At 68.4% G+C, this 5,776-nt stretch carries 5 protein-coding genes; 2 read left to right on the plus strand and 3 right to left on the minus strand.

The window, feature by feature from the left end; all coding sequences use genetic code 11:
* Positions 1-68 precede the first annotated feature (68 nt).
* From ACFXGJ_RS23810 to ACFXGJ_RS23820, 3 genes are read right to left on the minus strand one after another with little or no spacing between them, the layout of a single operon-like run.
* Complete coding sequence (locus tag ACFXGJ_RS23810; protein ID WP_378625726.1) at positions 69-1,691, minus strand: long-chain-fatty-acid--CoA ligase; 1,623 nt, start codon at positions 1,689-1,691, stop codon at positions 69-71.
* Between the two features lie 17 nt (positions 1,692-1,708).
* Positions 1,709-2,827, minus strand: coding sequence for an acyl-CoA dehydrogenase family protein (locus tag ACFXGJ_RS23815; RefSeq protein ID WP_378625727.1), 1,119 nt, complete (start codon positions 2,825-2,827; stop codon positions 1,709-1,711).
* Between the two features lie 46 nt (positions 2,828-2,873).
* Positions 2,874-4,049 carry an acyl-CoA dehydrogenase family protein gene (locus ACFXGJ_RS23820; RefSeq protein WP_378425726.1) on the minus strand — a complete coding sequence of 392 codons (1,176 nt, stop codon included), beginning with the start codon at positions 4,047-4,049 and terminating at the stop codon, positions 2,874-2,876.
* Between the two features lie 225 nt (positions 4,050-4,274).
* Here ACFXGJ_RS23820 and ACFXGJ_RS23825 point away from each other — a divergent pair, with 225 nt between their 5' ends.
* On the plus strand, positions 4,275-4,466 hold the full coding sequence (locus tag ACFXGJ_RS23825; RefSeq protein ID WP_378625729.1) for a ferredoxin: 192 nt from the start codon (positions 4,275-4,277) through the stop codon (positions 4,464-4,466).
* Between the two features lie 197 nt (positions 4,467-4,663).
* Positions 4,664-5,569 carry a 3-oxoacyl-ACP reductase gene (locus ACFXGJ_RS23830; RefSeq protein ID WP_378625730.1) on the plus strand — a complete coding sequence of 302 codons (906 nt, stop codon included), beginning with the start codon at positions 4,664-4,666 and terminating at the stop codon, positions 5,567-5,569.
* Positions 5,570-5,776 lie beyond the last annotated feature (207 nt).

Raw genomic sequence — 5,776 nt, forward strand, 5'->3', positions numbered from 1 at the left:
GGTACGAATCTCGTACCCGGCCTTCGTGTTCTGCCGTTGCGGGGAGGGTTTGGTGTCGGTTTGTACCGTCAGCGGGCGAGTTCGGCGTCGAGCTCGGCCTGCAGTTCCGGGGTGACCGGCTCGAAGGACGCGGCGCCCGGAGCGCGGTACCAGGTCGGATCGGTAGCGTTCCAGCGTTCGGCGCTCAGCGAGCGACCGAGGACCTTGAAGGTGGCGGTCTTCGGCAGATCGGTCGTGACGCGGACGAAGCTGGGCAGCTGCTTCGGGCCGAGATCGGTCTGGGCGGTGAGGAACTCGGCGAACTCGTCGATGTCGAAGGTGTCGGTGGGCACCACCGCGACGGCCACCCGGTCGCCGACCTGAGGATCTGGGACCGCGTACGCCGCGACCTCGCTGACGCGCGGATGCCTGCCGACGATGTGTTCGATGGGTGCGGTGCCGAGGTTCTCCCCGTCGACCCGCATCCAACCGGAACTGCGGCCGGCGAAGTAGACGAAACCGTCGCTGTCTCGGTAACCGAGATCACCGCTCCAGTACTGGCCATTCCGAACCCGCTCGGCCTCGGCCTCGGGGTTCTTGTAGTAGCCGGCGAAACTTCCGGTGCCCGCGGTGTTCACCAGCTCGCCGGTGGCCACATCGGCGTTGAGGATGTGTCCGTTCGCATCGAACTCGGCTGGCGGGCACGGTGTTCCGGTCTCCGGGTCGAGCACTTCGATGCCGGCAGGCAGCTGGCCGAGGGCGCCGGTCGGGGTGCCGGGGGTGCGCGAGATCAGCACACCGCCCTCGGTGGAACCGAAACCGTCGACCACGCGCGCGCCGAACCGACGTCCGAACTCCTCTATGGCGGAGGGTGACCCCTCGTTGCCGTAAAGCACCTTCAGCGGGTTGTCGGAATCGTCGGGGCGCGCGGGCGTGGCGAGGACGTACGACAGGGGCTTGCCGACGTAGTGCGCGTAAGTGGCGTTGAATCGCCTGACGTCCGGGATGAACTGGGAGGCCGAGAACTTGCGTCGCATGGCGAAGTTCGCGCCGGCCGCAATCGCCACCGCCCAGCACGCCATCACGGCGCCGGAGTGGAACATCGGCATGGCGGCGTACGCGGTGTCCTCGCCGGAGAGGCCGAACCGGTCGGCGAGCATGACGCCCGGACCCGCGACCATCCGCTGCGTGACCCGGACGGCCTTCGGATCGCCGCTGGTGCCGGAGGTGAAGATCAGCATGAACAGGTCGTCGCCTGCGGCCCGGTACGTCGGGGCGGGACTGTTCCGGTGTGCGGCAAGCAGTTCCGACCACTCGGCGCCGTCGACGGCGAGGACTCGGGTCGTGCCGAGGTCGAGTCCGTCGAGGAGGGCGACCTTCGAGGAGTCGGTGACGACAACCTGGCAATCGGCGCGCGCGATGTCGCCGGCGAGGGCCTGGCCGCGCCGGGTGGGGTTCAGGCCGACCAGGACGGAGCCGCTCAGCGCGGTGGCACCCAGCAGGAGGGAGAATTCCGGCACGTTGTCCAGCAGCACCCCGACGTGTCGGGGTGCTGCCGGGTCGAGCAACGAGTCCAGCACGGCCGCGATGTCCGTACTGAGGGCGATGTGCTCCGACCACGGAATCCTGCTGTCTTCGAAGAGGATTCCGTGGTCGTGGTCGTCGCGTAGACCCAGGAGAAGGTCGGCGACGGTGGTTGTGGCGGTCGTCATAGTGCGGAGTGTAGGGATCAGGCCGGGCTGTCGGCCAGCGCCTGTCCCAGTCGCCGCAACTGCTCGGTGGCCGAGCCGAGCGCGAACTCGTTGTGCTTGGCCGCGAGGAAGTAGCGGTGCACCGGGTGGTCGCGGTCGAGACCGACGCCGCCGTGGACGTGGATCACCGTGTGCGCGACGCGGTGACCGGCGTCGGCGGCCCAGAACTTGGCGGTGCGGACCTCGTCCTCGGCGGGAAGGTTCTCGCCCAGCCGCCAGGCCGCCTGCCACAGCGTCGACCGAACGCCCTTGACGTCGATGAAGGCGTCGGCGAGGCGCTGGGCGACGGCCTGGAAGCTGCCGATCGGGCGGTCGAACTGCACCCGTTCGCGGGCGTACTCGGCCACCAGCTCGAGGGCCCGTTCGAGGGTGCCGAGCTGCAGTGCACTGAGCCCGACCGCCGCACGGGCCAGGATCGAATCGACGACCTCGGCGCCGCGCTCGGTGCCGCCGAGGACCTGGTCGGCACCGACGACGGCCCCGGACAGCTCCACGAGCGACTCGGCGCTGTAGTCGGTGGTGATCTGGCGCTCGACGCGCACGCCCGGGTTGGACGGCTCGACCAGGAATACCGCGACGCCCTCCGGGGTGGTCGCCGGGACCAGGATGACGTCCGCGAAGGCGGCGGCGGGCACGGTGATCTTGGTGCCGGTGATCGTCCAGCCGTCGGCGGTGCGCTCGGCGCGGGTGACCGGCCGGGCGGGATCGAGGTTGAGTTCCTCGGCGAGCGCGACGGTGAGGACGACCTCACCCGCACCGGCGCGCCGGGCGAGGTCGCGCTGCGCCTCGTCGCCGTACTCGGCCAGCGCGGACGCGGCCAACACGATCGAGCTCAGGTACGGCACGGGGGAGAGGGTCCGGCCGAGCTCCTGCAGCACGCTGCTCTGCTCGAGAATGCCGAATCCGCCGCCGCCGACCGATTCCGGCAGCGCCGCGGCGAGCACGCCCGCATCGGCGAGCGCCTGCCACAGCTTGTCGTCGAAGCGGTCCTCCGTGGCGTCCAGCTCGCGGAGGCGGTCGTTGGTGGTCAGCTTCTCGGCGATGCTCCGGGTGAGCTGTTCGAGGTCCTGCTGGGCCTCTGTGTGTGTGAAGTCCATCGAAAGTCCTTGGGTACGTGGAGGGTCGGTCGGCGGATGCGGTCTACTACCGCTTCGCGGGAGGCTGACCCAGCGCGGTCATGGCGAGGATGTCGCGCTGCACCTCGTTGGTGCCGCCACCGAAGGTGAGGATCAGCGAGGAGCGGTGCATCCGCTCGACGCGTCCGCGCAGCACCGCGCCCGCGGAGTCCTGACGCAGATACGCCAGCGGCCCCAGGACCTCCATGAGCAGGCGGTACGCCTCGGTGGCGAACTCGGTACCGAAGACCTTGCAGGCGGAGGCGTCGCCCTTGCTGGGGGCGTGCGCGGAGGCGACCTCCCAGTTCAGCAGCTTGAGGTACTCGGTCTTGGCGTGCACCCGAGCGAGGTTGATCTGCACCCACTCCTGGTCGATCACCCGACTGCCGTCCGCCATCTTGGTGTTCTGTGCCCACTCGATCGTCTGGCGCAGCGCGCCCTGGATCGGCGCGGCCGAGACCAGCGCGACGCGCTCGTGGTTGAGCTGGTTGGTCATCAGCGACCAGCCGCCGTTCTCCTCGCCGACGCGGGCGGACGACGGGACGCGGACGTCCTGGTAGTAGGTGGCGCTGGTGTCCGGGCCGGCCATCGTGTGGACGGGCGTGTACGAGAAGCCCTCCGTGGCGGTCGGGACGATGAGCATCGTGATGCCCTTGTGCTTCTTGGCCGCGGGGTCGGTGCGGACGGCGAGCCACACGTAGTCGGCGTATGCGATGAGGCTGGTCCACATCTTCTGGCCGTTGACGATGTAGTCGTCGCCGTCCTTGACCGCGGTGGTGCGCAGGCTCGCCAGGTCGGTGCCGGCACCGGGCTCGGAGTAGCCGATCGAGAAGTGCAGTTCGCCGGCCGCGATCTTGGGCAGGAAGAACTTCTTCTGCTCCTCGGAGCCGTAGTGCATGATCGTCGGCGCGACCGAGTTGATGGTGAGGAACGGCACCGGTGCGCCGGCGATCGCGGCCTCGTCGGTGAAGATCAGCTGGTCGAGCGCGGAGCGCTCCTGTCCGCCGTACTCCTTGGGCCAGCCGAGGGCCAGCCATCCGTCCCGGCCCATCTCGCGCACGACGTCGCGGTAGACGGTGCCGGATCCGTACTCGCCGGTCTGGGCGGAGAGCGCTTCGCGTCGTTCGGGTGTGATGAGCTTGGCGAAGTACGCGCGGAGCTCCTCCCGCAGGGCCTGCTGCTCCGCGGTGTAGGTGATTTGCATCGATCCCTCTCCGGTCTCTGACACAGGTTCTAGCCTGTATCCGGTACGGCGTGTTGTTGCGGTCCGACGCTCGGCCGAAACCCGCTTTGTGCCCGTCAGTGCGGGTTTTTCGCATCATTGCACAGGAGTGAAACGGGTTCTAGTCTAATGGTGGATCTGCCCGCGGATCCAGCCCGTAGACCGCGTGCGCAGACGACGATTCCAAGTGAGAAAAGGGGTTCATCAATGGAGGTCAAGGTCGATTTTGATCGATGTGAGGCCAACGGCGTGTGTGTCGGTATCGCGCCCGACGTCTTCGATCTCGACGACGACGACAACCTGCTCGTGGCGCAGCCGGAGGACAATCCGGCGAACGTTGCGCTGATGGAGGAGGCTGTCGCGCAGTGCCCGCGTGCGGCGCTGCGCCTCGAGCGCTGACCCTCGCACTCGTTCTTGCCGCAAACGAGAACACGTTCTAGAGTGACTGGCGTCACGAATGCGGCGGGTGCTCCCCGGGGCGGAGCCAGCGGCGCGCCCGCAGGCTTCTGTTGGCGAGTCCTGAGTATCGACTCGCGGGCAATACCTCAGGTGGTACCCGCCGCAACCGCATCAAATTCACGAAGGCAGTGGTGATATTGGCTAGTCGCGAGGTAAGTCTGGACGGCAAGGTTGCGATCGTCACCGGTGGCGCTTCCGGCCTCGGTAAGGCGGAGGCACTCGGCCTCGTTGCTGCCGGTGCGAACGTGGTGATCAACGATCTCGTCGCCGGCGAGCAGGCGGACGCGGTGCTCGACGAGGTCCAGGCTCTCGGCGGCAAGGCCGTCTACGTTGCCGGCGACATCGGCGAGCGCTCCACCGCGGACGCCCTGATGGAGACCGCCCAGCAGCTCGGCGGCGTCGACATCGTCGTCAACAACGCGGGCATCGTGCGCGACAAGATGCTGTTCAGCATGTCCGACGAGGAGTGGGACCTGGTGCTCAAGGTGCACCTGCGTGGCCACTTCCTGCTCTGCCGCAACGCCGCAGTGCACTGGCGGGCCGAGTCGAAGGCCGCGGGTGCGCCCGTCTACGGCCGCCTCATCAACACCTCCTCCGAGGCCGGACTGCTCGGCCCGGCGGGTCAGCCGAACTACGGCGCGGCGAAGGCGGGCATCACCGCCCTGACGCTCTCCGCCGCGCGCGGCCTCGAGCGCTACGGTGTCCGCGCCAACGCGATCTGCCCGCGGGCGCGCACCGCCATGACGGAGAACGTCTTCGGTGACGCTCCCGAGGACGGCACCGATCCGCTCTCGCCCGAGCACGTCGTGAACCTCGTGTCCTTCCTCGCCTCGCCCGCCGCGGACGCGATCAACGGCCAGGTCTTCATCGTCTACGGACCGATGGTCGCGCTGATGGCGGCGCCCGTCGTCGAGCAGCGCTTCGACGCCCCGGATGCGGCGTGGAGCCCGGCCGGTCTCGCCGACGCGCTCGGTGGGTACTTCGACGGCCGGGATCCGGCGCAGATGTTTGCCGCGACGGCAGCGGTGAAGTCGCTGGGCTGACCGCAAACTTTCGTTGCGGTAAGAAAACCCTGAATTCGGCACGCAGGGCAGATTGGCTGGGCCAAGATGGTGTCCGGAGTGGGCACTACCTGGGGTCATTCCATAGATACGTGTTCTAGAAATACCCGGCGCAATGGGGCGTGGGGAGTGTGTCCAGTGGGTTGCCGGGCGGGAACGCGGCCGGTACGGGGAGCGGTTGTCACCGCC

Source organism: Rhodococcus sp. NPDC059234 (assembly GCF_042754225.1).
Lineage (GTDB): Bacteria > Actinomycetota > Actinomycetes > Mycobacteriales > Mycobacteriaceae > Rhodococcus_G.

Bases quoted from the DNA above. Each gene is read 5' to 3' on its own strand.
- ACFXGJ_RS23810 (WP_378625726.1), bottom strand. From the start codon at position 1,691: ATGACGACCGCCACAACCACCGTCGCCGACCTTCTCCTGGGTCTACGC.
- ACFXGJ_RS23815 (WP_378625727.1), bottom strand. From the start codon at position 2,827: ATGGACTTCACACACACAGAGGCCCAGCAGGACCTCGAACAGCTCACC.
- ACFXGJ_RS23820 (WP_378425726.1), bottom strand. From the start codon at position 4,049: ATGCAAATCACCTACACCGCGGAGCAGCAGGCCCTGCGGGAGGAGCTC.
- ACFXGJ_RS23825 (WP_378625729.1), top strand. From the start codon at position 4,275: ATGGAGGTCAAGGTCGATTTTGATCGATGTGAGGCCAACGGCGTGTGT.